At 49.2% G+C, this 24,830-nt stretch carries 21 protein-coding genes; 9 read left to right on the top strand and 12 right to left on the bottom strand.

The window, feature by feature from the left end; genetic code table 11:
- Positions 1-333: 333 nt before the first annotated feature.
- Positions 334-2,541 (top strand): glycoside hydrolase family 6 protein, encoded by a 2,208-nt coding sequence (locus tag YC6258_RS29320; RefSeq protein WP_082070898.1) that lies wholly within the window; start codon positions 334-336, stop codon positions 2,539-2,541.
- A gap of 546 nt (positions 2,542-3,087) precedes the next feature.
- On the top strand, positions 3,088-4,128 hold the full coding sequence (locus YC6258_RS25525; RefSeq protein ID WP_044619376.1) for a LacI family DNA-binding transcriptional regulator: 1,041 nt from the start codon (positions 3,088-3,090) through the stop codon (positions 4,126-4,128).
- Here the strand turns inward: YC6258_RS25525 and YC6258_RS25520 are convergent.
- Positions 4,125-5,012 (bottom strand): DMT family transporter, encoded by an 888-nt coding sequence (locus tag YC6258_RS25520; RefSeq protein ID WP_044619375.1) that lies wholly within the window; start codon positions 5,010-5,012, stop codon positions 4,125-4,127. The two genes, YC6258_RS25525 and YC6258_RS25520, sit on opposite strands and share 4 nt — an antisense overlap.
- Positions 5,013-5,106: 94 nt before the next feature.
- On the opposite strand from YC6258_RS25520, the gene YC6258_RS25515 reads away from it, so the two are divergent.
- On the top strand, positions 5,107-6,045 hold the full coding sequence (locus YC6258_RS25515; protein ID WP_044619374.1) for a LysR family transcriptional regulator: 939 nt from the start codon (positions 5,107-5,109) through the stop codon (positions 6,043-6,045).
- Between the two features lie 17 nt (positions 6,046-6,062).
- Here the strand turns inward: YC6258_RS25515 and YC6258_RS25510 are convergent, their stop codons facing one another.
- The 5 genes from YC6258_RS25510 to YC6258_RS25490 all read right to left on the bottom strand — a co-directional run bounded on the left by YC6258_RS25510 (position 6,063) and on the right by YC6258_RS25490 (position 10,897).
- Positions 6,063-6,659, bottom strand: coding sequence for a hypothetical protein (locus YC6258_RS25510; protein ID WP_044619373.1), 597 nt, complete (start codon positions 6,657-6,659; stop codon positions 6,063-6,065).
- A gap of 177 nt (positions 6,660-6,836) precedes the next feature.
- On the bottom strand, positions 6,837-7,790 hold the full coding sequence (locus YC6258_RS25505; protein WP_044619372.1) for an NAD-dependent epimerase/dehydratase family protein: 954 nt from the start codon (positions 7,788-7,790) through the stop codon (positions 6,837-6,839).
- Positions 7,787-9,106, bottom strand: a complete 1,320-nt coding sequence (locus tag YC6258_RS25500; RefSeq protein ID WP_052830580.1) for a F390 synthetase-related protein — start codon at positions 9,104-9,106, stop codon at positions 7,787-7,789. The genes YC6258_RS25505 and YC6258_RS25500 overlap by 4 nt, the downstream gene beginning before the upstream one ends.
- Positions 9,078-9,911: an MBL fold metallo-hydrolase gene (locus YC6258_RS25495; protein WP_044619371.1), complete on the bottom strand. Its 834-nt coding sequence runs from the start codon at positions 9,909-9,911 to the stop codon at positions 9,078-9,080. The genes YC6258_RS25500 and YC6258_RS25495 overlap by 29 nt, the downstream gene beginning before the upstream one ends.
- Positions 9,908-10,897 carry a 3-oxoacyl-ACP synthase gene (locus YC6258_RS25490; protein WP_044620424.1) on the bottom strand — a complete coding sequence of 330 codons (990 nt, stop codon included), beginning with the start codon at positions 10,895-10,897 and terminating at the stop codon, positions 9,908-9,910. The genes YC6258_RS25495 and YC6258_RS25490 overlap by 4 nt, the downstream gene beginning before the upstream one ends.
- 609 nt (positions 10,898-11,506) lie before the next feature.
- On the opposite strand from YC6258_RS25490, the gene YC6258_RS31230 reads away from it, so the two are divergent.
- The 3 genes from YC6258_RS31230 to YC6258_RS25475 all read left to right on the top strand — a co-directional run bounded on the left by YC6258_RS31230 (position 11,507) and on the right by YC6258_RS25475 (position 15,415).
- Entirely contained in the window at positions 11,507-11,851 is a 345-nt protein-coding gene (locus YC6258_RS31230; protein ID WP_342670662.1) for a PepSY domain-containing protein, read from the top strand.
- On the top strand, positions 11,839-12,123 hold the full coding sequence (locus YC6258_RS31225; protein WP_044619369.1) for a PepSY domain-containing protein: 285 nt from the start codon (positions 11,839-11,841) through the stop codon (positions 12,121-12,123). Before YC6258_RS31230 ends, YC6258_RS31225 begins: the two co-directional genes overlap by 13 nt.
- 1,864 nt (positions 12,124-13,987) lie before the next feature.
- The gene (locus YC6258_RS25475; RefSeq protein ID WP_044619368.1) at positions 13,988-15,415 is read left to right on the top strand and encodes a DUF6880 family protein; all 1,428 of its coding nucleotides are present in this window, start codon (positions 13,988-13,990) and stop codon (positions 15,413-15,415) included.
- A gap of 41 nt (positions 15,416-15,456) precedes the next feature.
- On the opposite strand, the gene YC6258_RS25470 is transcribed toward YC6258_RS25475, so the two are convergent.
- From YC6258_RS25470 to YC6258_RS25440, 6 genes are all read right to left on the bottom strand, one after another.
- Positions 15,457-16,656, bottom strand: coding sequence for a vWA domain-containing protein (locus tag YC6258_RS25470; protein WP_044619367.1), 1,200 nt, complete (start codon positions 16,654-16,656; stop codon positions 15,457-15,459).
- Positions 16,656-17,495: an AAA family ATPase gene (locus YC6258_RS25465; protein WP_044619366.1), complete on the bottom strand. Its 840-nt coding sequence runs from the start codon at positions 17,493-17,495 to the stop codon at positions 16,656-16,658. Before YC6258_RS25465 ends, YC6258_RS25470 begins: the two co-directional genes overlap by 1 nt.
- Before the next feature lie 166 nt (positions 17,496-17,661).
- Entirely contained in the window at positions 17,662-18,408 is a 747-nt protein-coding gene (locus YC6258_RS25460; protein ID WP_044619365.1) for a helix-turn-helix domain-containing protein, read from the bottom strand.
- A gap of 459 nt (positions 18,409-18,867) precedes the next feature.
- The gene (locus YC6258_RS25450) at positions 18,868-20,289 is read right to left on the bottom strand and encodes an aldehyde dehydrogenase family protein (protein WP_044619363.1); all 1,422 of its coding nucleotides are present in this window, start codon (positions 20,287-20,289) and stop codon (positions 18,868-18,870) included.
- Positions 20,290-20,489: 200 nt separating this feature from the next.
- A complete protein-coding gene (gene hpaR / locus YC6258_RS25445) occupies positions 20,490-20,957 on the bottom strand; it encodes a homoprotocatechuate degradation operon regulator HpaR (RefSeq protein WP_044619362.1) in 468 nt (155 codons plus the stop codon).
- A gap of 6 nt (positions 20,958-20,963) precedes the next feature.
- Positions 20,964-21,824 (bottom strand): fumarylacetoacetate hydrolase family protein, encoded by an 861-nt coding sequence (locus tag YC6258_RS25440; RefSeq protein WP_044619361.1) that lies wholly within the window; start codon positions 21,822-21,824, stop codon positions 20,964-20,966.
- A 257-nt stretch (positions 21,825-22,081) separates the two neighbouring features.
- Here YC6258_RS25440 and hpaE point away from each other — a divergent pair, with 257 nt between their 5' ends.
- From hpaE to hpaH, 3 genes are read left to right on the top strand one after another with little or no spacing between them, the layout of a single operon-like run.
- Positions 22,082-23,608: a 5-carboxymethyl-2-hydroxymuconate semialdehyde dehydrogenase gene (gene hpaE / locus YC6258_RS25435; RefSeq protein ID WP_044619360.1), complete on the top strand. Its 1,527-nt coding sequence runs from the start codon at positions 22,082-22,084 to the stop codon at positions 23,606-23,608.
- A gap of 18 nt (positions 23,609-23,626) precedes the next feature.
- Entirely contained in the window at positions 23,627-24,007 is a 381-nt protein-coding gene (locus YC6258_RS25430) for a 5-carboxymethyl-2-hydroxymuconate Delta-isomerase (protein ID WP_044619359.1), read from the top strand.
- Between the two features lie 13 nt (positions 24,008-24,020).
- Positions 24,021-24,830 (top strand): 2-oxo-hept-4-ene-1,7-dioate hydratase, encoded by an 810-nt coding sequence (gene hpaH, locus YC6258_RS25425; protein WP_044619358.1) that lies wholly within the window; start codon positions 24,021-24,023, stop codon positions 24,828-24,830.

Genomic DNA, 24,830 nt, shown 5'->3' with positions numbered 1-24,830 from the left:
CGTCGGCTGCTTTTCTGTCTATTGTTTTGAGGTCGATTAACAAATACGTCCAGGAAGTTTCCAAAAAACGTAATTAAAAAAATAGTCGCTCTGGCGATATTGATATAGAAAAAAACGTTCGTCAGAGTTTTGGCTGAAACTGATGTATTTGGTTACGTATTCTTGAATCTGGCTTAACGACACAGCAAAAAAATGGACATCGATCTGCTGACATTCAATTTTAAAAATATTGTCATCAGAGACCGCAAACTACGCGAGATTATTACGGCATTCGTAGTTGAGTAAGGAATAACGCACTCATTAAGAATCGCATAGATCAATGGGAACAAATTTATGACAAATCGAAGATGCAATTTTGCCATAGCATCCATTTTGACGATCGGAGCCATTTACGGAACCACGGCTCAGGCGGCAACCTGTGAGTATCTGGTAAACAGTGAATGGAATACCGGCTTTACTGCAACAATCAAAATTAAAAACGACGGCAACAGTGCCATTAACGGTTGGCAGGTTGGCTGGGAGTACACTGATGGCTCCCGGATGACCAATAGCTGGAATGCAAATGTAACCGGTACCAATCCTTACACTGCAACCAATCTGGGTTGGAACGGCAATATTTCCGTGGGCCAGAGTGCAGAGTTCGGATTCCAGGGTACCAAAGGCTCTACCGGTGCGAACGCTCAGATACCAACAGTAACCGGCAGCGTGTGTGGTGGTGGAGGTACTCCGACCAATCACGCTCCAGTTGCAGCTGCCCAGGCAACTCCAACTACTGGCAATGCTCCATTGGCCGTCAGTTTCTCCGCCAGCGGCTCAACCGATGCTGATGGTGATGCATTGACATACAGCTGGAGCTTTGGTGATGGTACCACGGGTGCTGGCGTCACCGCTGCACATACTTACTCCGCAGCAGGTGATTATACCGCTGTTGTGACCGTTAGTGATGGTTCGCTGACAGACACGGCCAGTGTCAATATCGCGGTGACCACTGAAACGGGTAATACACCGCCGAACGCAGTAATCAGCAGCGATGTTCGCGGTGGCAAAGCACCTGTGGTGGTAGCCTTCGATGCCAGTGGTTCCAGCGATGCGGATAATGATCCGCTGACCTATAGCTGGGTCTTTGGTGACGGCTCTACGGGAACAGGACCGACTCCCAGCCATCTGTTCTCTGATCCAGGATCATATGTGGTCACCGTTACCGTCAGTGACGGGCAGGACAGTGATCAGGCCTCAACCACTATCACCGTGACAGATGGCTCCAGTGGTGCCGCTCGGGTCGATAACCCATTCCGTGATGCGGTCTGGTATGTCAACCCCGAATGGTCTGCCAAAGCGGCCGCTGAACCAGGTGGTGCTTCGATTGCAGACATCAATACAGCCGTCTGGATGGACCGAATTGCTGCGATTGAAGGCACTTCAACCGCGATGGGTCTGCGTGATCATCTGAACGAAGCGCTGGTACAGGGTGCCAACATGTTCATGTTCGTGGTTTATGACCTGCCGAATCGTGACTGTAACGCACTGGCCTCCAACGGTGAACTTTTGATTGCCGAGGGTGGTATGGCCCGCTACAAAGCTGAATATATTGATCCAATTGCAGAAATTGTGTCGGATCCCGCTTATCAGAACATTCGCATTGTCGCCATTATCGAAATTGACTCACTGCCAAATCTGGTGACAAATCTTGACGTGCCTGCCTGTCAGGAAGCCAATGGTGATGATGGCTACCGTGAGGGTATTACCTATGCACTTAATGCACTGGCACCGATCGATAACGTATACGCCTACGTTGACGCAGCGCACTCTGGCTGGCTCGGCTGGGACAGCAACTTTGGTCCGGCGGTGGACCTGATTGCAGGAGTGGTGACGGGAACTGATGAAGGCTGGAGCAGCATTGCTGGATTTATTACCAATACTGCCAACTACACGCCAACTGTTGAGGCATACCTGACGAATCCGAATCTGAATGTGGGCGGTCAGCCTGTCAGGTCTTCCAACTTCTACGAATGGAATTCTTATTTTGATGAGAAAAGTTACGCACAGGAATTCCGTAACAAGATGATTGCCAAAGGCGCGCCGAGCACAATTGGTATGTTGATTGATACCGGCCGTAACGGTTGGGGTGGAACTGGCCGGCCTGGTAGTGTCAGTAGTTCATCTGATCTCAATACTTATGTGAACGATTCGCGTATTGATCGCCGTTATCATCGTGGAAACTGGTGTAACCAGTCCGGTGGTATTGGCTATAAGCCTTGGGCTGATCCGTATCCCGGAGTAGACGCTTTTGTATGGGTAAAACCACCAGGGGAGTCTGATGGTGTCGCTGATCCTGACTTTGAACAGGATCCAGATGATCCAGCTAAACAGCATGATCCCATGTGTAACCCGGCCAGCAACAATACAGACAATCCAAATGTCGGTACTGGGGCTCTGGCAGACGCACCGCATGCTGGTCGTTGGTTCTCTAAGGGCTTTCAGGTTCTGTTGGAGAACGCCTATCCGCCACTTGACCAGCCTGCCGGACCGCCAGCGCAGTAATGGCTGAGAGTGACATTAAAAAGGAGCATTAATGTGCTCCTTTTTTTTGAATGGATATTTTCCTTAAGTGCATTGGTTGATATGCCGGAAACCGGTTTTTTTAAAACGATATCTGGTTAACAACTTATTTCAAAAAAAAGCTGATGAGTCATTTAATGAAAAGTTTGTTATGTAGGTCATGCCAAAGAATGAGTACTGTGGAAAGCATCTTTAAACAGTCGTGCTACAGTTCTCGAAACAATTGATCCGCCTTGCAAAAAAAACAGGCTGAATCATACTGCAATTATTCGTATAACAAGCAGGAATATTTATGAGATAACAATAACACCATAGTAATCGCAACTGCGATAACCCGACTGTACATAAATGTCTTCATTGGTTGATAGAGTTTATGGGGTCATCTGACAGACCGTTATGGGACTGCCAGGGAAAATACAGTATCAAGCGAAACATTAAAGGTATACCCATTGTGGAAGGACGAAGATTAGTTTGGGTAGTATTTGCCTGATTCAATCAGTGTAACCAGTTAAAAGAGCAAGAAAAATCATGGCTACCATTCGTCAAATATCTAAACATGCAAAAGTCTCTATTGCCACTGTATCCAGAGTAATAAACAACTCAAAGTGGGTCGCAGAAGCAACGCGCGAAAAAGTCCTGGATGCAATTAATGAACTTGGCTATCGGTCAAATAAGACACCAGGATCAATTGATTCATTTCGCTCTAATATTGTGGGTCTGGTTGTCAGTGACCTGTCTGGTCCCTTCTTTGGTGATATGATGCACAGTATTGAAGATATCCTCAGGCAGGAGGGGCGCCAGATGATGGTCACCAATGGCCATGGCGATCTTTCGCGGGAACGTGAAGCCATTCATTTTTTATTGAAACATCATTGTGATGCACTGATATTGCATTTGGATGCAATGAGCGATGAGGAAATCATTGGCTTTGTTCAGGCACAAAAGACACCTGTTGTATTAATTAACCGCTATATTCCGGCATTGGCTAAAAACTGTATCGCGATGGACAACGAACAGGGGGGGTATCTGGCAGCGAAATCCCTGTTGGACAGAGGACATAGAAAGCTCGTGTGTCTTACCGGACCGTTATTCAAGCCAGATGCCCGGTTGCGGTTTCAGGGATTTCGACGCGCCATTGAAGAGTATGGCCTGAGGTTCAGTGAAGACCGCATAGTGGAAGCCGATTTCAACGAATCATCAGGTGCCAAGGCGATCAGTCGGATTCTGAAGCGCAATCTGCCCTTTACCGGAGTGGTATGCGGTAATGATTTAATGGCGATTGGTGCAATCCGGCGATTACAGGAATATCAATTGAAAGTACCGGATGATGTTTCTGTTGTGGGGTATGATGATGTCATGCTGGCGGGTTATTTTCAGCCATCACTCGCGACTGTCCGGGTGCCTATCAGCCGTATGGCGCAGCAGGCAGCCAAGCTTGCAATCAGTCTGAGTCAGCATCAGAAATGTGACATTAACCGGATCTTTAAACCTGATCTGGTATTGCGCCAGTCGGTGAAGGAACAGGCATTCGAAGTGGCCGAGCCTGGCAGAGTGTTATTAACCGGCTAACGTCGTGTTGCCAGTACGGTGCTAAACGTAATCAACAATCCGCCAAAAGCCTGAGTCAGACTCAGGCTTTCATTTAGCCAGATAACCGCAAACAGTGCTCCAAACAGTGGTTCACTACCCATCAATAACGCCACCTTGCTGGCAGAAGTATATTGCACGGCCCGGTTTTGAACGAAAAAAGCAAACAATGTACAGAATCCGACCAGATATAGCATGATCCCCCAGAACTGAGGTTCCAGTGGTATCGTAATTACCCTTTTTTCCGTAAAGCAGAGAAGAAAAACAATCGCGCCAGTCGCTACGATCAAAGCTTGCAGTGCGGTGAGGCTGGCTGTTGCCAGTTGTCGATCCTTCATCAGGCGTTTAACCGTGGTGATCATGACTGCGCGCAATGCCGCCGCCGCTATTATTAACCAGTCGCCGCTGTTGAGTGACCAGGTCAAACCATGTTCTCGGGTCAGGCCATAGACCCCCAGAACGCTTGATAATGCCAATACCGACGTTTTGGAATCAGGCCGGGTGCCAGTGAACAGATATTCAACAAAAGGCGTCATCAAAACGTTCAGACTGATCAGAAACGCAGCGTTGGCAGCGCTGGTATGTGCAACGCCGGTCACCTCGCAACTGAAAATCGCCAGAAGTATCAAACCTGTTGGAATGGCGACGATCCAGTCAGGATTCCGGCCCTGTTTGAATTCGCGCAGCATTCTGGGCACTAGCGCCAGATGGGTCAGCAAAAAACGGATTGCGATAAATAACATGACTGGCGCATAGGACAATGCTGTCTGTGTCAGTCCATAGCTGGTCCCCCAGAAAATGGCCACCAGTAACAGAGATAGCTCGGCCCGGCCGAGACCGGAATGTGTGGAGGTAATCATGGTCATGGTAAGAGGGGCTCCTGTCTGTATTCCCAGAACCCAGCATAATTCTATATAGTGGTGAAGATAATTCTGGTTATACGCACAGGACTTTTGCGTCATGAACACCAATCAATTGATTAATTTATTACCGGATATGGCAATTCTTGTGACCGTGGTGGAAGCAGGTAGTTTTTCAGCAGCCTCTGCACGCCTGAATTTGTCTCCATCGGCCGTCAGTCGTTCAGTTTCGAGATTGGAAGCAGCATTACAGGTTCGTCTGCTGGAGCGCACGACCCGGCGTTTGAATTTGAGTACAGCCGGCAGAGAAGTGTTCCAGCAGTGCCAGAGCATGCTGGTGTCGGCTCGTATCGCTGCCAGTGCCGCCCAGGCCAAAACCGGCGAAGTAGTGGGCTTGCTGAGAGTCGCGGCACCAAAGGCGTTTGCCCGACGGGTTTTGACGCCTCTGGTGCTGGAGTTTGTCCGTGAGCATCCAAAAGTCAGCATGCATTTCAAGGTGGTGGACCATTTTATCGATCCGATCAGTGATGAGGTGGATGTGATTTTTACCATTACGGATGCTCCAGTACCCGGTCTGGTGGCCAGACCATTGATTAACAGCCGGTTGTTGTTGTGTGCCAGCCCGGATTATCTGGCTCGTCATGGCACACCCACAGAGCCGCAACAGCTCAAGGACCACCAGTGCATCAGAATTGGCGAGGAAGCTGACGATCTGACCTGGGAGTTTTATCAGCACGACCATAAGGTGGCGGTTGCTGTTGATGGTCCTATTGCCGTGAATCACTCGGAAATTCGCCGTGAGTCCGCGTTACAGGGGTTGGGTATTGCGGTTTTTCCTGAATTTACCGTCACTGACTACCTGTTGGCGGGAAAGTTGATCAGGGTTTTACCCGACTGGCAGTTGAGAGGGCGTTATCAGGGATGTGTGATGATGCAGTATGCCCGTTCGAAATATATTCCCAATCAACAACGGGTGTTTGTCGATTTTGTGCAGCAGCATTTCGCCGGCCAGCAAAACAGCTACTTTCTGGCTGAATGAATGTGAGTGGCCGGTGATCAGCTTATAGAGCTGACAGGTTTCTGCGGAGCTGGCGTGGGGATGTCCTGTAATAATTTATCGATCTTCAACCTGGCCAGTTGTAACAACTCAGGACTGCGAAGGTAATCGGAAACCCCGCACTGAATCTGGAAATCCGTGTCAGAAAAGAAAATCTTTGATATCCAGTCCCGTCGTCCCTGCACCAGCATGGTGGGATAGTTCAGACGACAACGGGCTATCGGGCCATATGCGAGAACGTGAATACGGTGATGGCAGGATTCCGGCAGTTCAATATTGTTTAGAAACTCCAGTCCGCAGTGACCTGCCAGAAACAATGTTCGGGGATGTTTATTGATGAGATCACGAAGACAGGCGCTGTAGTTATCGCTGAATTGTTGGGTGCGTGAGCGTAGATATTGCCAGCTGAGCGTCAAAGCGGTTGCGACCGGTGACTGTTGGCGGTAAGGCTTCATTCCTTCCCGATAAGGAAAATTCAGCGGTTCCAGGTGGACACCCCGACGGATCAGTTGTTGGGCAAACTGTTGCTGATCCTGGCTGAGAGAGCATGAATCCAGGTGGGGTTGTCCGGTAAGAAATGCAATACCTAAAGCCATGGTGGATATCTCAGATCAAGCCTTGGCCAAACAACCGCTGAAAACGGCGATGCCAGTGTGCAAAATGGGTGAAAAAGGTGTGTCGTCGTGGTCATCTCTTAATATCCATATGATGCCGGATACTCATTACGGTACGCGCCCGGCCAGGCCATTGTTGGTCGACACGGTCTAACGGTATCAAGCATGCTGTCGTTGCCATGTGACAAACCTGTCTATGCCTTCAGAGAGTGATATAGAGGGTGGACCGAGGTCTCTGAGCATACGACTGGGATCAAAGGTTTTACTGTGTGCAAAGACACTGATGCTGTAGCGCGTTACCGGAGGCTCTCCGGACAGATGTAAAACCCGATACAGCCTTTCCAGCCAACCGGCAATTCGCATGGCTGTGGTGACCTTTAACCGGCGGGTGGGACGAGGCAGACCCAGGCGATCAAGAATGGTCAGCAAGAGTGACTGAAACTCGACGGTTTCAGCGTTGGTAAGATTGTAGGCGCCATGCAGGCCCGGTTTAACCGCAGCCGTCAGTATATAGTCACACAGCGTTTCGATATAAATAAAGTCACCTACGGCTGGTTGTCCTTCGCCTGTCAGCAGCGCCAGACGGTTTTTTTGAGCTGCCCGTAGTATCCGTGGAAACAACACAGTATCACCCGGACCAAAAACAGCTCTCGGGCGAAGGATGACATGTTCTCCCTGATAATTGCTGACCAGTTGTTCACCGGCGTATTTGCTGGCGGCATACCAGCTGATGAATTCCGGCCCAATCGGGGAGTCTTCAGTGATATTGAACTGTGGTTCGTCGCGATAGAACACCGAACTGGAGGAAAGGTAAATCAACCGGGGGCATTCATTTTGTTCGCAGAAACGAATGACCTCCTGCGTCGCGGTAACATTTTTGCGGTGATATTCCTGCTCAGTTCCCCAGGGGGAGACATGGGCTGCCGCATGGACGACTACATCAGGTTTGAAATCGATGTTCAGTCCCTGGGCCAGATCCACCTGAGCATAGTTGCTCCACGGCATAGCACGGCGCGCTACCCCAAATAACTCAAGGTCATCATGTGCAGCAAAACGCTGCATGAAAGTGCTGCCAACAAAACCGGAAGCACCCGTTACCAGAATTTTGGTCATACTGTCTCCCTATTGATTGGTGGTTTTTCCTTACAGGCAACCCTTCTGAACTTCAGGGCACTAGATTGGTGTATCCAGTTATGAAATTCAAGCCTTGGCAATTGTCTGTTTTGAGATTCGGCCAACGTTTTCAGTTGTTTATAAATATTGACCTGGGCGACATTCATCTGCTTGCTTGCCACAAAAATGCGCCAACTGTCAGACCACTGTTCGATTTGGTACTGATCGTAACAATGACTACACAACATCATTGCTCTGCGTATCAGATCCGGAAAGATTGCATGCCAACGATTTTGGTTGTCAGGTAACCATAAGATATCATCACAACGGCCTTCCACTTTTTCAATAACCGCCATACTGGAGCCGCAGGGACATGGTTCCGGATCATGTACCAGAATATCATCCAGGCGAAAACGTACCAGTGGCAGACTGCGGCGGCGCAGATCAGTAACTATGGGAACAAATCTCCGGCTTTCCTGATCCAGCCATTCTTTTTCGATAATCAGGACGTCTTCATTGAGATGCATCCGGCCAAATTTGCAACTTGATGCAATATAACCTTCCGTACATTGATAAATTTCATCCACTGAGACTCTGAATTTTTCGGTGACACGTTCCCTGACATCTGCTTCGAGTACTTCTGCAACTGAGATGATTTTCTGTGGATGAATGACAATATTGCTACCCGCCAACTGTTCCAATACAGTTGCCGGGGCGATGAGAATATCCGGGTTATATTGCTCCAGAGCTGTGGTGAGGCTGATTAATGGTTTGGTCAGGTCGAAAAAGCGAAACTGCAGCAGTATCCCTCGGGATGCCTCATATAATTTGTTATTGGAGCGCAGGATTAACGCCACCCGCTGACGCCTGAGTCGCAGTGGCAGATTGCGGGCAATAATAAAACCGGCCCATTCCGCCTGTTCGATCGGGTTGGTAAGAAATATGCCTCTTTGTCCACTCGTACCTGATGAGAGTCCCACGGACACTTGTCCCAAATCGTTGGAAAAGTCACGCTGGCGTTCTGCATCCAGGCCATGTCGTTCACATACTTCCAGCGTCAGATTAACAGTATTGATAGCATCAAAATGCTGTAAAAAAGTGGTTTTGTCTATGACGGGGAATTCGGACAACGGCTTGTCGATCAGCGAATGGTACCATTTTGTCCGTACCAGTGTTCGTTGTTTCAGGCGTTCAAATAATGTTTGCTGACGTTGGTTCAGGTTTGCATGTGAACGCCCGGGGCCTCTTTTTCCCTGATAATAGCCGTATACAAAAGCAACTAAACGTTTAATGGTAATGGGCACAAAAGCGTTCATAACTGTTCATACAATGGCTGGGTATTATGCGGATGGATCGATTGTAACCATAGAGTTGAGCAAGTCTGTCGATGGTGTCGTAATACTGATATTTATCGCTGAGCACAAGATTGGCCAGTGGATGAGGACGACTGGTTGTGATCAGCGTTTGTTCTGTCCAGCAGGCATCTCCAATCAGAAAGACACTGTCATTTCCAATAGCCGTCAGCAACCCAAAATGGCCAAAAGCGTGCCCAGGCAGTTCGATGGCCAGAAATGAACCATCATTGAAAATATCATAGGCCCGGCTGAAGGGTGCCATATTAACCGGCAGCTGGTACTCCGGGCTGGCTTCAATAAAACGCACCCTTTGCTCGAAATCTTCTGGCATCAGATCCCTCAGATAACCTTTTATCAATGCGTTTATACCTGTTCGCTGGCGCATGGACTGCAGTCCACTGCGTGAACAGATATACGTGGCATTGGGGAAGTCCAGGAGTCCGGCGATATGGTCCGCATGGAAGTGAGAAACAAAAATATGACGAATGTCATCGCGTTCAATTCCCCGGTCTTTTAATTGTGTCAGCAACTGTTGTTTATCACACAGATGCATAGGGGTCAGCCAGCGGTAGAATCGTTGGGGAAAAGGTCGGGTGGCCTGTAAAAACCGTTTGGCGTAGCCGGTATCAAACAAAACATGGCCAAGCCTGGGATGTTTGAATAATCCGACAATGGCTGGAAATTGTTGTGCTTTCCAGGAACCTCCACGGGTAATGATGGCTTCCGGGTGGAAGCAATGGCCAACATGCAGTAATTGCAGGTTCATAGCGTTAACAGCACTCCGCCGAGACTGAGGCCGGCAGATGTTCCTATCATCATGATCCGGTCGCCGGTTTTGACTGAACGGGTTGTCAGCAGTTCGTGTAGCGCTGCCGGCAACGAAACGGCTATCTGGTTTCCCCGGGAAGCTAACAGCTGGACAACTTTGTCCGGGTCGACAGACAATCGCTTGATCAGATGTTCAAGTGCAGCGCCACTTGCCTGATGGGGAACCACCCAGTCAATCTGATCGAGAGTGGTATTATGGTTATTTAACAGTTCATCAATAAAACTGCCGATGACCTTGGCGGTTAACCGATAAAGGTCTCTGCCCTGCATCTGAAACATTCCGTAAGGATGATAATCATCGGATACTTTGCTCGGGTGGAAAAGACTGCCACCGCCAGCGATCTGGCAATAATCAACACCTTGGGGGTAAGTACGAAACAATGAGCCGTCAAGGGTGCTGCTGGTCTGTGGCGCGGCACGAACAATCAATGCCGCAGCACCATCACCAAACAGACCTGCGGTTTCGATATGCTGCCAGTTCAAACCAACCGATGCGATGTCACTGCTGACAATGGCGATCACGCGGTTATTCCCGGAGAGCAACATGGATGCGGCTGTTTCCATGGCCATCAAGGCACTGAGGCAAGTCATATTGATATCAAATGCGGTAGTACCATGGTTATGCGGATAACGGGCCAGTATTTTTGCCGCATTGCATGGAATCGCCTGCTCCATGGTACCGGATGCGGCGATCAGAGTGTCGACATCCGCAAATGTCAGACCGGCCTGACGCAGTGCAGCATCAAGAGCTGTCTGTGCCATTTCAGAGGCGCTTTGGTGTTCCGCATAATGACGGGCAGAGACGCCGCAACGGGCTTCGATGGTGCCTCTGGCGAGGTGGTGGCGCTCATCCAGCACCGTCGATAGGACGGGGGCTCCTGGCAGATAGATACCGCTGCCGACAACTTTAAAGGAACGCTTCAAGTTCAACTCCATTGATAGAATATTCAGCAGCATCATACCCGTAGTGTTCGATACGATTAAGCATGTCGTTCATATTTCTGACATAAAATCGAAACTGCCAGGTTTTGATGGCTGACAGGAAAAGTTTTGTATAAATATTGTGTCATTCGTTCATGTTGTGATCAGTTGATGACTTACCGTTTCTATAACATTACGCCGGCGCAGCCTGGCTTGCTTATTTCGCCATACCTCTGGTCAATGGTTATGGTGCAATTAATGGCCGGCTGGTGCAGCTGTGCACTGTTTACGGTGTCAAGATTGTTCTGTTGGAGGACGAACACCAAACCCAACACTGCGCTTCCAGACTTTCACACCCGGGTTGTTCATGGGTCCACTTTTTGCTGGATACCCACGATACTGTTCTGATATCTGGTATTAATCATATTTCTCAGCTGGTTCCGTTGTCGTTGGTAACGGTCATCTCTGCAGATATTCTTCCGCATTACTTTGCCCACGCGCCTCCCCAAAACTCATTTTCTGTTTGATTTTCATGTGATTTCGTCTCTTTGATATTTGAAATTTAACTTTGGACATGCTGTGACAGCGGCAGCGGTGAGTATTGTGTAATGAATAATAGTAAGTCGTTTTATCTATCCATATGGCGGTGGCATTTTTAAGCGGGGGTTATATGTCGTCCCTTTTATGATCATGCTATCAGTCACGGGGCTGATGATGCTGTATGCACCGAAACTGGAAAAGTGGCTTCATGCCGATCTATTTTACCAGTCGTATGATCGGCATGGCTCCATGAGCTATGAAGCGCAGACCAGACTGGTGACAGACCACTACCCGGACGCCACTATCAAGTACCTCTATCTCACTCAGGGGCATCATGACGCCATGAGCCATCAGGATGAAGACTTCTGGGTGTTTGTTGATCCGGTCGCAGAACGGATACTGGTATGTTGGGATTGACCGGAGACTGGATGATTGAGATCGCCACCAGTCTGATGATTCTGCTAATCGTGACTGGCGTTTTCCTCTGGTGGCGAAGAAGACCCGGTAAGTCATTAATTCTTGGTGCATCTCCGATGCCCGAAAACCTTCGGCGATGGCAGCATGCGACATGCTTGTTATTGCCGTTGTCAGTGCTTTTTCCAGTGGCAGCGGCGACAATGATCATTATGCTGGCAATTGATTTTATGGCAAGCCGATGGATACCTCAGTTGCATACCATCTATCGTTAATTAAATGAACTTATGAATAATGTTGTCGAGCGGATTATTGGTTTTTATGGGTATTGTGAATACAGCGTAAAATCTTTTCGCAAAATGCTCATTCAAGATCTATAAACTTCCACTTTGGGCTAAGCACATACTGGGCCACAGTCATTGGCTGCAGAGCAGTCCAAATCCGTTCCCGATGTATTGGTTATAGATTTTCGCCTTGCCCTGAATTCATCGCCAACATTATTCCGGGGATTTTATCTATTGCTCCCGTTGAATACACTTTACTTCAAACCTGCCGTGAATAGACCGCTAGTACATTAAATGTAGTATCTGTGCCACATAAAGCCTGAAACAAGGTTTGCACATTTTGGACGCCTCATGGGTTTTCCCAAATCGATTTCTTACACTGATAATATTTTCGCTATGCAGGACTTATTCAGTCATCAGAGTCTTATTTTGTATCACTATGGGTCAGCGTCTTGCATGTGATCATGATAACTTTTTATTGGGTAATATATTTAGATTTCAGTACGGGATTTTTCATGGTTTTAATCCGGTTTTAGATCTAGACTGAGAGTTCTATTAACCCGACATAAATACTTACCTGGTTAATAGTGTATCAATATGTTCTGTCATTGGTGTGCAGGTTTATCGGTTTATTGAACTCAGCTGTTTTATTTTAATTGAAACTGTTTGACACAATCGTGTGGCTGAACTTAACCGTGTGAATAAGAGTTGGTTGAAATTTTGTGCTTGATATGCAAATGAATTATCAGTTTATGATAACTATTTTGTGCTGAAACGTTTTACATATTGGCAATTGTGACAAATCTTAATAGAGATTAGGTATTTTTTAAGATGATCCGTACAATGCAAAATGTGGTCAGCCATGTTAAAGCGTGATATTAAGCGGAGTATCATGTTCTTGCATGATGCCGATTCGAAGAACGTTTTGTTTATGACGTTGTGGATAATTTTAAAATAGCGGATACCAAAAGACTCATGGATCGCCATGATAGTAACTTACCTTGATGTTACTGTAGTGAAAATTCTTTGAGCCTTGCTCAAAAAATTTTTGGGTGACAGATAAAAGAAAAAAATGGAAAAAAATCGAATCCAGGCTATACGGCTCGATTGTGTCGTTTTTTTGTTTCGGAGAGAGTCAGAAAGATACTATAATTGTGTGTATTCATATAAAAATAATAATGAATTGATAGTTGCTATGATCAGTTGGCCGATAGGAATGTCTTTTTATAAAACCAGTTTCCCGTTATTCCGCTTATTTACTGGCTGTTTTTTGTTTTTGGTTTTGCTCTTTGTAAAAGGAATTGTCTGAGGGAACCTTTTTAAGGCAAACCAGTATCATTCGTTTTTTTGGATTCATGGAGAACGAGTCAGAGACATCTGGTAACGGTATGGACGCACGATTAAAGTGAAAATTTACGAACAACAGTAACAACAATATCCATAAGTCCTGGACAAAACGGGCATCCTATATGGAAAGTCTCTAAAACCAAAAAACGGATTATTACGTCCAGGGAGTATGACAGACAGTAGGTAAGCATTTCTGCTGAAAATGTTCCCTTGAAAAAGTTCACTAGTATGGCAGCAACACAAATAGACCCTATTTTTTACACTATCATTGAATACCTGGCGATTAATGCTTAATGTGCGTCCTTTTTTGATAATTGTCATTTTTCGGATGGGTGGTTGGTGTGAGGCGGCTGTGTAGTAGTGGTATCTTATCTGTCCTGTATTGTCAGTTTTATATGATGTCAGGATTTGTGTCGTCATTTATGTGACAGAAAAGTAAATGCTGTGGTCATAAGAGTTTCTTGGATTATGATTCTTATGGTCGTAACGAAAGGTATGGGAGTGTGTTGTGAGTATTGAAAAAGCTCTTCGATTTTTAAGTAAACGGCAATTGTCATGCTTATTGTTGCGACTGTATGGAAAATATTCATACATAAACGACATTATCGATCAGTATGTTGAAGAAGTTCTGATAGATCAGGATGGTGATGAAACTCAAAAAGTATTTAATTCCATCTATCGGCAAATCCGTTCTTATGCCTCAGAAAGTGAATTTATCGATTGGCAGTCCGTATATGGTTTCGTTGAAGAGCTACAGGCTTTGCTTAATGACATTAATACCCGCATGCGTCAGCTGCACGAGGGCAAAGCGCTGATGCTGCTGGAAGTTTTGCTGGACAGCTGTGAGGACATATGCAGTCACTGTGATGATTCTGATGGCGAAATCAGCCGTTTTTTTAAGCGATCTATAGATGTATGGCTGGATGTAGCTGCCCAGGTACGTAGTAAGTCTTCACAGGATAATGTGGATTGGGTGGCCAAAGTGCTGTTTTATTTCGACCATAATGATTATGGATGTTATGACGATATTATCAGTCATAGTTATGTCCTGCTGAGCGAGGCAGAGCTGAGGCAGCTGGCCTGGAGATTCGAACATCAGCTGCAACGGGCCGTGAGTCTTGATTCGAGTGATTTTCCGGGCCTTTTGGGTTTAAATCGCAATGTCTCTCTCGCTGTCAATGGTCTTAAGTCTGTGGCTGAAGCACTGACAGATATCTCGCTATTTGAGTCAGCCACTTTCCTGGGGAATGACAAAGCAACTCAAGCCCAAATGAGCAGTGTTGTAGAGTTTGCCCTTGATATCGAAAATTACGAGCGCGCCCGGTTTTGGCTGGATCAGCCAGGGTGGGATACTTCCGGTGAACAGCATCGGGCATTCACGCTCCAGTTGTTACAGGCCAAAGGCGATGTCGATCAGATTAAACAGGGTTTGCGCAGTGAGTTTGAAGCGGATCCCAGCTATTCTCGTCTCGTTGCCTACTGGAAGATTGCTTCAGCGGAAGAGCTTCCTCTGATTCAGGAAACGGTCAATATACTGGCCCGGCAGATGACTGATGCCAATGACGCAATCAACATGCTGCTGCTGATCGGTAATGTGCAGACAGCGGCGGAAGTTTTGGTATCTGCCGGCAATTACGTTCAGTTATCTGATAAACATATGATCCGCGATTGGCTGGTTTCATTTGAACAGCATCAACAGGCTCTGGCCATGGTTATCTGTTATCGGGCGCTGCTTGACAGCATTCTTAATATGGAGCAGTCCCAATATTATACCCAGGCCATCGAATACCTGCGTCGGTTGTCTGAGCTTGATAATGATGAGCTTGACTACCAGGAGCTGGAAAACCATCCTCAGTATCTGCAGCAGTTACAAAACCGGCACTGGCGGCAAAGGAGTTTCTGGAAGCGCACCGGGTGTCCGAAAAATATGGTTTGAAGGATTTGCACTATTGACGTTTCTGTCGTCGGTCAAAACTATTATTCGGTTGTGTAGGTGTTGTTTTTTCCGAGCAGGCAGGCGATTGCTTTATCCAGTCCCTGAACGGTCAGCGGAAACATTCGTCCTTCCATCAATTGTCGGATAGTGCCAATCGTTTGGGTATAGTGCCAGTAGGGCTCCGGGGTTGGATTAAGCCAGACGCTGCGAGCGAAGTGTTGTTTGAGGTGTTCAAAACAGACCCTGCCCGGACGGGTATTCATAAAATCTATACTGCCGTAGGCGGCACTGATTTCATACGGTGCCATGGAGGCATCACCAACGAATATCACCTTATAATCCGGACTGTAGGTTCGGGTGATGTTTTCCAGAGCAATGCTCTGATGACGCAGCATGTGCGCATCCTTCCACAAGTGGTCGTAAATAAAGTTATGGAAATAGAAATGCTCCAGATGCTTGAACTCACTGCGACAGGCCGAAAACAATGTTTCGCAGACCTTTACGTGACTGTCCATTGAACCGCCGATATCAAAGAACACCAGTACTTTAACGGCGTTATGTCGTTCCGGTTGGGTACGTATATCGAGCAGGCCGGCATTACGCGCGGTGCAGCGAATCGTGTCATCGAGGTTGAGTTCTTCATGCGCACCGGTACGGGCGAAGCGTCTCAGTTTGCGCAGTGCCAGTTTAATGTTACGGGTACCGATTTCTGTACTGTCATCCAGGTTGCGGTATTGCCGTTGCTGCCAGACTTTTATGGCCCGTTGCTGGCCGCCCGGCCCGCCTATACGAACCCCGCCGGGGTTATAACCTCCATGGCCAAAGGGGCTGGTTCCACCGGTACCTATCCAGCGATTACCGCCCTGGTGGCGTTCCTGTTGCTCTTTCAATCGCTCCTCTAATGCTTTCATGAGCGCTTCGGGTCCACCCATGGCTTCGATTCGGGCGCGTTCTTCCGCGCTGAAATGGCGTTCAAGTTCCAGACGCAGCCAGTCGGCCGGAATCTCACTGCCCAGTGGATCCGGCATGGCTTCCAGGCCCTGATAAAAATGCTGAAACGCCTGATCGAATCGGTCGTACTGGGTCTCATCCTTGACCAGACACAAGCGTGCCAGTAGATAAAACTCATCCATATCAAAACGGCTCAGTCCTGCTCGCAATGCTTCATGCAGAGTCAGCAACTCCTTGGGAGTGACTTTCAGGCCATGTTGACGCAAGGTGGAGAAGAAGCGGATCAGCATCAGCGGCGACTCATAAACGCCAACCGTTCCAGCAGCTGGACATCCTGTTCATTTTTCAATAATGCACCGTACAGCGGTGGTAGAGCCTCACGAATACCGCCTTCTTTCAGCACATTGGCTGCCAGCCGGTCACTGACCAGCAACTTGAGCCAGTCAATCAACTCCGAGGTGGACGGTGGTTTTTTCAGGCCGGGGACCTCGCGAACCTGAAAAAAGATCCGCAGGGCATCGCTGACCAGGTCCGTCTCGATACTGGCAAAATGGACGTCGACAATGGCCTTCAGGGTATCGGCATCGGGAAACTGGATGTAGTGAAAAAAGCAGCGACGCAGAAAGGCATCGGGCAGCTCCTTTTCGTTATTGGAGGTGATAATGACCACCGGGCGCTGTTGGGCTTTGATGGTTTCTCCGGTTTCATACACATGGAATTCCATGCGATCAAGCTCAACCAGCAGATCGTTGGGAAACTCGATATCAGCCTTGTCAATTTCGTCGATCAGCAACACTGATCGCTGTTCAGCAGTGAACGCTTCCCACAGTTTGCCGGGTTTGATGTAGTTGCGGATCTCGTGAACCCGATCGTCACCAAGCTGGCTGTCGCGCAGTCTCGATACCGCGTCATATTCATAGAGCCCCTGTTGGGCCCGGGTGGTGGACTTGATGTGCCACTGGACCAGAGGCATGCCCAGACTGGCAGCAATCTCCTCCGCCAGCATGGTCTTGCCGGTACCGGGTTCACCCTTGACCAGCAATGGGCGCTCCAGTGTTATGGCCGCATTAACCGCGAGGCGCAGTTCCTGGCTGGCAATGTAACGCTCAGAGCCGGTGAAATTGTTCATGGTTTTCTCTTTAACAGGTTGTAGTGATACTGCAGTGTAAAATCCTGACGGATGAACTCAAGACCCCGTGATGCTTATTTGCCATTGAGTGGGTAATAGTGCCCCGGGGCCGTAAATTGATGAGTTGGGTGACTGCCCATGTGACCGCGAAGGGTATATGTCCGGGTTATTGCATGAACTTATGGAACAGTTCGCACTGGGATTTGATACCGAGCTTGCGATAGATATTCTTGCGATGGTTTTTGACGGTGCCATTGGAGACAAAACATTTTTGCGCAATGATCGGGGACGGATTGCCCTCCAGAATCAGCTGCACGATTTCCGCTTCGCGCCGCGTTAAACCATAGTTTTCGTAGTCGCACGGATTCTGATCCGCCATAACCGTGTTGGTTTCCAGTGCATTGACGGTGCGCCCGGGGAGAATGTTGTGTTGGTAAACCGCGGCGTTCAGAGAGTGAAAGTAAGTGGTGAATTCCTGACGCAACAGTATGGGTTCGTCTTGAGCGAAGGTGAAGCTGATGCTGATGGCCTTGCCGGCTTCATAGTTGACAATCAGGTTGGTCTCATTCTGCCAGCCCACTTTGCGATAGAAGCGCTGGTAGTAATCTGAGTCCTTGAAATTGTGTCGTGTGACACTCTCCAGAGTATAGATTCCTGTTGCCACTCTCCGTTTTATCGCATTGAAAAACGGATCGAGACGATAGGCCTCAGTGCAGTATTCTTCATCGAGTTCGGCCGTTTTCCCGTTTTGTTCACCGTGGATGAGGACCGGTTCTTGCTCCAGGGAATAATCAAAAATCCGCGTGGATGTTACCCCCACTTTACTGAGCGCATGAACAATCTGGTGATAAAAGTCCTGCCGGCCGATACTTTGAATGACATCAGGTAATGATTCGTAGATAGTTGAGATCATCATCCCCTCCAATGAAAACGACTTCAGTCTTTACATGGTCATCGGATGCTCCCCACCGATACATGTCCCGCTAACTACCCGTTGTGCAAAAAATAAGCCATTCCCCGAAGATCGTCTGCTGTGATCATGGCCGTTTGCCGTCCTGGTCCTGCGTGATGGTCGGACTCTCAGGTTGTTGCACCGTCCTAATTCAACCCCTGTTGGTATCACGGATAGTGTTTGTTTATGGTGCAGCTGTCATGGCTGCCAAATGGGGTGTATTTGCCGCCGGACTGTCCGGATACCTGTTGTCAGGCTGTTTTTTCAGGTAACAACCGGGTATCCGGTGGGTCGTTTTCTGCAACACCCGTTCTTGGTTATCTTCAAAATGGGCGCAATGGGATCATGGTTTTGGATATGGTGTCGATGTCAGCGGTTCGGTAGTCACCATGGCCTGCCCATGCTATCCAGTGACTCCGTTCATTTCATGATTTTAACGGTCTGGATTGCGCTGAACTCCGCCAGTCCATGGTGACCGAACTCAACTCCGAACCCGGATTGTTTGACACCGCCGAACGGTGCATCCGGTTGCACTGCTCCGTGTTCATTGATCCAGACCGAGCCGGAGTGCAACCGGGTGGCAACTGCCAGAGCGCGGGCGGTATCGGTGGACCAGACTGATGCCCCCAGTCCACATGGATTGTCGTTGGCCATGGCTATGGCCTGCTCCAGATCCTGATATTCGATGATGGGAACAATCGGGCCGAAAGGTTCTTCATCCACCAGACGGTGGCCGTTGCTCAAACCTGTCACAATGGTCGGCCGGTAGAAATAACCTTTGCTGTCGATTCGTTCGCCACCACAAAGAAAATGACCACCATCCTGGCGGGCTGACTCTGCCAGATCCATAACAATTTGCAGTTGCCGTTCATTCTGTACCGGGCCCAGATCGACTCCCTGCGCCAGACCGTTGCCAACGATCAGTTTAGCGGCCAGGTCGGCCATTTCCTGTGCCAGTTGATGATAAATGCCGGAGGGTACATAGAGGCGTTTCAGCGCGGCGCAGGTTTGTCCGTTATTATGAAAGCAGGCAGACACCAGTCTGGCGGCAACGGCTTTGGGATCGACATCATCGAGCACAATTCCGGCATCGTTACCGCCGAGTTCGAGCGTCAGGCGTTTCAGATCGGTGGCGGCTGATCGCATGATGTGTTTTCCCGTTGTGGTGGAGCCGGTAAAGACGATCTTGGCGACATCCGGATGTTCCACCAGAGTGGCCCCGAGTTCCGGCCCGCCACTGATCAGGTTTAACACACCGGGAGGCAGAACCGTATTGGCCAGTTCAACGAATCGGGCTGTTGTGATCGGGGTGAATGGTGATGGTTTGATGACCACCGTGTTACCCGCCAGTAATGCCGGAGTAAGATGCCACGCTGCTATCAACAGTGGCCAGTTCCATGGAGTAATGGATGCCACGACACCCAACGCTTTGCGGTGGACTTCCACCCGTGCATCATCGTTGTCCTGAATGACTTCAACCGGCAGTGTGACGTCAGCGTTGACATGTATCCAGGCAGCCGCTCCCCCCACTTCCATGCCGGCTCCGACACCATTCAGACCGTTCAACGGCTTGCCTGTTTCCTGAACGATCAGTTCCATCAATTCCGGCATGTGTTGTTCCACCAATGCCGCCACCTGATGCAACAAATTACTTCGTTCTGCCATCGGAGTGGTACTCCAGCTGGCAAATGCGTTACTGGCTGCAGCCACCGCCCGGTTAACGTCAGCGGCGTCTGCTTTGGCTGAGCGGGCAAATGGCTCTGCGGTTGCCGGATTGATGACGTCAAAGTAATCATGGTGATCTTTGGTTTCGCCATTAATGGTCAGGTTGTAATGTTTCATGCTCTGGCACTCCTCGCTGTGTTCTCTGTCGTGATGGCGGATCGCCGGCAAAAAGGCGACCTCCAGTCTGAACGACTGTTATTGTTGTTCTGTTGGCAAAGCGGCCGGTATTTACCCGGCTGTCTATCAGAGATTTCTGGGCTGTCCTGAGGCTTCAGAACAGCAGTCCAATGCCGGATGGGCATTGGTGCTGCAACAGCTTATTTTGTTTTTTTGTCATCGCCGTTGTCGAATTCCGCATTGGAGAGTTTGTCGGTCAGCTCATCCAGTAATTCATAGAGCAGTTCCAGCTTGCCATAACCAAACACCTCGGTGATGTATTGATAGCGTGCTTCCGATTGTGGTGCCATAAGGTTCACCAGATCGGTTCCGGCCGGTGTCAGGCTGATGATGGAGCGACGCATATCCAGCTCAGAGGTACGACGCTGAATCAATTGCCGTTTTTCCAGATACTGAATGATGCGCGACAGGCTGGGCATCAACAGATAACACTGGTCCGCCAGGGTGGTCATTTCCATTTCTCCTGCCTCGGCATCAAACAATGCCCTCAGAACCCGCCATTGCTGTGGCGAAAGATCCTGTGCCTTGAGGTGGGGGATGAACTTTTTCATCACCGCTTCCCTGGCTTTCAGTAACGACATGGGTAATGATCGGCGAAATTCTCTCACAGTGTTCTAAAGCTCCTCATCCATCACGCCATTGACCAATGTGCCGATGCCGGCCACAGAAACCTCTACGACATCTCCGGGTTTCAGATAACGCGGTGGATCAAAACGGGCTCCGGCTCCATTGGGGGTTCCGGTGGCGATAATGTCCCCGGGTCTGAGCGTGCAAAATGTTGATAAATATTCAATGATGAATGCAATTGGAAACATCATGCTGGCGGTGCTGTCGCTCTGTCGGACTTCACCGTTGACACGGGTTTCAAGTTGCAGTTGTTCGAGAGCTTTAGCAGAAAACTCATCAGCTGTCACCATCCAGGGGCCGATGGAGCCGGAGCGCTCAAAGTTTTTCCCCTGTGTGACATTAAATTTCGCATGGCGCACCCAGTCCCTCAGTGTGCCTTCATTCATCAGAGTTAGGCCGGCAATGTGCTCAAATGCCTGCTCCCGTTTAATACGCCGCCCGGCTTTACCGATCACCACGACAATCTCGCCTTCGTAATCCAACTGGATGGATTCCGGCGGCCTTATGAGGGGTTGTTTGTGTCCGGTAAAGGAGTCCGCCAGGCGTATGAATACGCTCGGTTTGATCGGATCATCGCTGCCATCTTTATATTCCGCATTGCGGTTGGCGTAGTTAACTCCGATACAGAAGATTTTTTCCGGTGCATCGATCGGCGGCAGCAGCGTGACTTCATCGATGGGAATGGTATTGAGGTCCCGGGTTTCAATGGTGCTCAGCAGATTGGCTTGGATGGCGGCTTTCAGACTCGGGGCCACGTGATCCAGTTTTGCCACCCGGTCACCGGCGGGGTCGCTGATAACCATGCCCCAGTGGCTTTGATGATGATGTCGATATGTTGCGAAGCGCATGTCCGGACCTGATATCTGATTGATGATGAGTTGAGAATATAATTAACGCGTTAAGTTGTAAACGTCAGATTATGAATAATTTCAGTCTGGCTTAAAGCGAAGTTTTATAATTTAGAGTCTGGTTTTAAAGGTTTGTGCGGGGGAAATGTGAGTTCCCTGGGTAGATAATGGGATAGAGATTGGGATCTCTTTTTGGATTGATTGACATAAAAAACTTAACGCATTACATTTTTTAAAGAATTCAGGAGGAACTAAAGATGTCCGCTTTCAGTGAAAACCTTTCCCGCGCCGAAACTTATTTACAACGCTTCAGAGAACACCCGACCACACACTTTATCGCTGGCAACTGGACCGCTCCGGATACATCCCGGACGTTTGATAATCTCACTCCGGTTGATAACACGGTGCTGGGTCAGGTGGCCATTGCGACGGCAGAAGACGTGGATCATGCCTGTGAGTCGGCCCATGTTGCCTTTTCCGAATGGCGCAATGTCAGTGGCGCGGAGCGGCAGAAGATTTTGCACCGTATTGCCGATTTACTGGTGCAACGGGCCGACGAGATTGCCCTGGTGGAAAGTATGGATTGTGGCCAGCCGCTCAGGTTCATGCGTCAGGCGGCTGTTCGTGGTGCTGCCAATTTCCGCTTTTTTGCTGATCGGGCAGTGGAAGCCGCCAATGGCCAGGCGCTGTATCAGCCGGAACATACCAATCTTACCCTGCGTTCACCGATAGGTCCGGTGGCGGTTATTACCCCGTGGAATACCCCGTTTATGTTATCGACCTGGAAGATTGCACCGGCTCTGGCGGCCGGTTGTACCATCGTTCATAAGCCGGCTGAGTTCAGTCCATTGAGTGCCGCAATTCTGGCCGATGTGGCGCACGAGGCAGGGTTGCCCGATGGCGTCTGGAACATGATCAATGGATTTGGCGAAGAGGCAGGCAAGCGATTGACGGAGCATCCGGCTATCAAGGCGGTGGCGTTTGTCGGTGAATCGGTCACCGGCTCTCACATTATGGCGCAGGGGGCCGCCACACTGAAACGCATGCATTTCGAGCTGGGCGGCAAAAATCCAGTCATTGTATTTGATGACGCCGATTTTGACCGGGCGCTGGATGCTGTGACATTTATGATTTACAGCCTGAATGGCCAGCGCTGTACGTCCAGCAGTCGGCTGCTGGTACAGTCCGGCATTCGCGAGCGTTTTCTGTCCGCGTTGCGGCAGCGGGTAACCAACCTGACTGTTGGTCATCCCCTTGATCCTGCAACCGAAGTCGGTCCTCTGATCCATCCCAGTCATTTTGACAAAGTCATGAGTTATATGGATATCGCCCGAAAAGAAGGCGCCTGTATTGCCGTAGGTGGGCAGAAATACCAGGCGGACCATGTAAGTAATGATGGTAACTATGTTACGCCGACATTATTTACTGAGGCAGACAATACGATGCGGGTGGCCCGCGAGGAAATATTTGGGCCGGTGCTGACGGCGATCAGTTTTGACACCGAAGAGCAGGCTGTGAACATGGCCAACGACAGTGATTATGGCCTGGCGGCGTATGTCTGGACCAACGATCAGGCTCGCAGTTTGCGCATGGCCAGACAGATCGAAACCGGCATGCTGTGGATCAACTCCGAGAATAATCGCAATCTGCCATCTCCATTCGGCGGTATCAAAATGAGTGGTATCGGTCGTGACGGCGGTGATTACAGTTTCGATTTCTATATGGAAACCAAGAATGTGTGCATGGCCCATGGTACACACAAAATCCCCCGGATTGGCGAGTGAGTCGCGCAGGTAACCGATATGGCACATTTTATTCTTGAATACTCAGACAATATTGCCAATGATGTTCTGGCGTTATCGTCGCTGTTTGAAAAACTCCATGGCTGTGCTCTTGATACCGGTATATTTCCGTATAAAGGAATCCGCAGCCGGGCATACAGATGTGAGAATTTTCGTATTGCCGATGGCAATCCGGAACATATGTTTGTTCATCTGACGGTACTGATTGGCGGTGGTCGCAGCGAGTCCGAAAAAGAGCTGGCTGCCAGTGTTTTATTTCGTGTATATGAGCAGCACTTTGGCGAATGCTTTCGTCATCGCGGTGTCGCCATGTCGTTTGAGATGAAAGAGCTGGAACCGGTGTATAAATACAATAAAAACAACATTCAGGATTTTCTTTAGGATAGACAGCCACGTGACGACACTTACTGAACAGCAGATACAGACGGCTGCCCGGCAGTTGTATGAGGCGGAACAAAAACGTGTACAGATCGCACCGTTGACGCAGGCTCATCCGCAGATGGATATGGAGGATGCTTATGCGGTTCAATCCGCATGGGTTGAGCGTAAGGTAGCTGATGGTGATCCGGTGATCGGTTACAAGATCGGCCTGACATCACGGGTCATGCAGCGGGCCATGAACATCGATTCTCCGGATTTTGGTGTGCTGCTGAATTCCATGCAGTTTGCCAACGGCAGTCGTATTCCCCATGAGCAGTTTACCGATCCACGCATTGAGGTGGAGCTGGCGTTTGTGCTTAACAAAACCCTGCAGGGTGAGAATCTCAGCATCGAAGATGTGTTGGCTGCCACCGATTACGTGGTGCCTGCGCTGGAACTGATTGCGGCCCGCAGTTTTCGTACGGATCCGGACACCGGCTACACCCGGACGATTATGGATACCATTGCCGATAATGCTGCCAATGCCGGCATCATTATGGCGGACCGGCGTTTTTCGCCTGACGAAATCGATATGCGCTGGTGCGGCAGTATTCTGTACCGGAATGACACGATTGAGGAAACCGGGCTCGCGGCGGCCGTGCTGGGTCATCCGGCCAATGGCATATGCTGGATCGCAAAACGGTTTGCGCCACATGGAGTTGCCCTGCAGCCCGGACAGATTTTGTTATCCGGTTCATTTACTGCGCCGGTCCCGGTACGGTCCGGGGATCAAATTCGTGCGGACTATGGTCCGCTGGGCGAAATTAACTGCTGGTTTGTATGA

This window comes from Gynuella sunshinyii YC6258, assembly GCF_000940805.1.
GTDB classification, from domain to species: Bacteria; Pseudomonadota; Gammaproteobacteria; order Pseudomonadales; family Natronospirillaceae; genus Gynuella; species Gynuella sunshinyii.
The sequence above is the reverse complement of the archived record's forward strand: the minus strand, read 5'-3'. Positions and strand labels throughout refer to the sequence as shown.

Excerpts from the sequence above, each read along its gene's own strand:
- YC6258_RS25430 (WP_044619359.1), top strand. The coding sequence starts at position 23,627 with ATGGCACATTTTATTCTTGAATACTCAGACAATATTGCCAATGATGTT.
- YC6258_RS25470 (WP_044619367.1), bottom strand. The coding sequence starts at position 16,656 with ATGCTGATCCGCTTCTTCTCCACCTTGCGTCAACATGGCCTGAAAGTC.
- YC6258_RS25465 (WP_044619366.1), bottom strand. The coding sequence starts at position 17,495 with ATGAACAATTTCACCGGCTCTGAGCGTTACATTGCCAGCCAGGAACTG.
- YC6258_RS25525 (WP_044619376.1), top strand. The coding sequence starts at position 3,088 with ATGGCTACCATTCGTCAAATATCTAAACATGCAAAAGTCTCTATTGCC.
- YC6258_RS25440 (WP_044619361.1), bottom strand. The coding sequence starts at position 21,824 with ATGCGCTTCGCAACATATCGACATCATCATCAAAGCCACTGGGGCATG.
- YC6258_RS29320 (WP_082070898.1), top strand. The coding sequence starts at position 334 with ATGACAAATCGAAGATGCAATTTTGCCATAGCATCCATTTTGACGATC.
- YC6258_RS25495 (WP_044619371.1), bottom strand. The coding sequence starts at position 9,911 with ATGAACCTGCAATTACTGCATGTTGGCCATTGCTTCCACCCGGAAGCC.
- YC6258_RS25450 (WP_044619363.1), bottom strand. The coding sequence starts at position 20,289 with ATGAAACATTACAACCTGACCATTAATGGCGAAACCAAAGATCACCAT.
- YC6258_RS25515 (WP_044619374.1), top strand. The coding sequence starts at position 5,107 with ATGAACACCAATCAATTGATTAATTTATTACCGGATATGGCAATTCTT.
- YC6258_RS25500 (WP_052830580.1), bottom strand. The coding sequence starts at position 9,106 with ATGAACGCTTTTGTGCCCATTACCATTAAACGTTTAGTTGCTTTTGTA.
- YC6258_RS25505 (WP_044619372.1), bottom strand. The coding sequence starts at position 7,790 with ATGACCAAAATTCTGGTAACGGGTGCTTCCGGTTTTGTTGGCAGCACT.
- YC6258_RS25510 (WP_044619373.1), bottom strand. The coding sequence starts at position 6,659 with ATGGCTTTAGGTATTGCATTTCTTACCGGACAACCCCACCTGGATTCA.
- YC6258_RS25520 (WP_044619375.1), bottom strand. The coding sequence starts at position 5,012 with ATGACCATGATTACCTCCACACATTCCGGTCTCGGCCGGGCCGAGCTA.
- YC6258_RS25460 (WP_044619365.1), bottom strand. The coding sequence starts at position 18,408 with ATGATCTCAACTATCTACGAATCATTACCTGATGTCATTCAAAGTATC.
- hpaE (WP_044619360.1), top strand. The coding sequence starts at position 22,082 with ATGTCCGCTTTCAGTGAAAACCTTTCCCGCGCCGAAACTTATTTACAA.
- YC6258_RS31225 (WP_044619369.1), top strand. The coding sequence starts at position 11,839 with ATGTTGGGATTGACCGGAGACTGGATGATTGAGATCGCCACCAGTCTG.